At 66.2% G+C, this 509-nt stretch carries 1 protein-coding gene; it reads right to left on the minus strand.

Annotated features, from left to right (window positions below):
* Positions 1-448 (minus strand): DUF6325 family protein (locus tag AC1D1G_RS45910; protein ID WP_477957026.1); only part of this gene is annotated, 448 nt, incomplete at its 3' end.
* Between the last annotated feature and the right edge of the window lie 61 nt (positions 449-509).

The following is a 509-nucleotide window of genomic DNA, read 5'->3' on the forward strand; positions in this document are numbered from 1 at the left end:
GGGTGGAGCCGTCGAGAGAATCGAGCGCCGCGAGGATGCCTTGGACGGGTACCCGTCCCGACGCGACGAGTTGGGCGCCTTCCCGGCGTAGAGCGGACGCGAACGGTGCCGCCCAGCGGTTCTCGTACACGAGGATCGCTCCGGCGCAACCCGGTTCGAGGACAGCCGCCGCCTGCTCGAGATCCCCCCGGTCGATCAGGCCCGACGCTGCCTCGGCGAACAGCGTCACATCGACGGTCCCGGTGAAGCCCACATCCTCGACCGCGATCCCGGCGAGCGATCCGTCGGCGCCTTTCCGGACGAAAACCAGATCGAGGACCCGGATGATGTTCCCCTCGACCAGGTCAAGCAACAGGGGAAGAGCCGAGCCGTCGGGCGGGTGCTCGGCAGGAAACTCCACGACCAGATAGTCGATGGGCCCCACTTCGTCGAAATCAATGCCGGTCACTGCTTCGACCTCGCTTCTGACGACCGCACCGATACAACATCAGGCGCATATCTGCGCCTCC

This window comes from Rhodococcus sp. P3_B8, assembly GCF_056402775.1.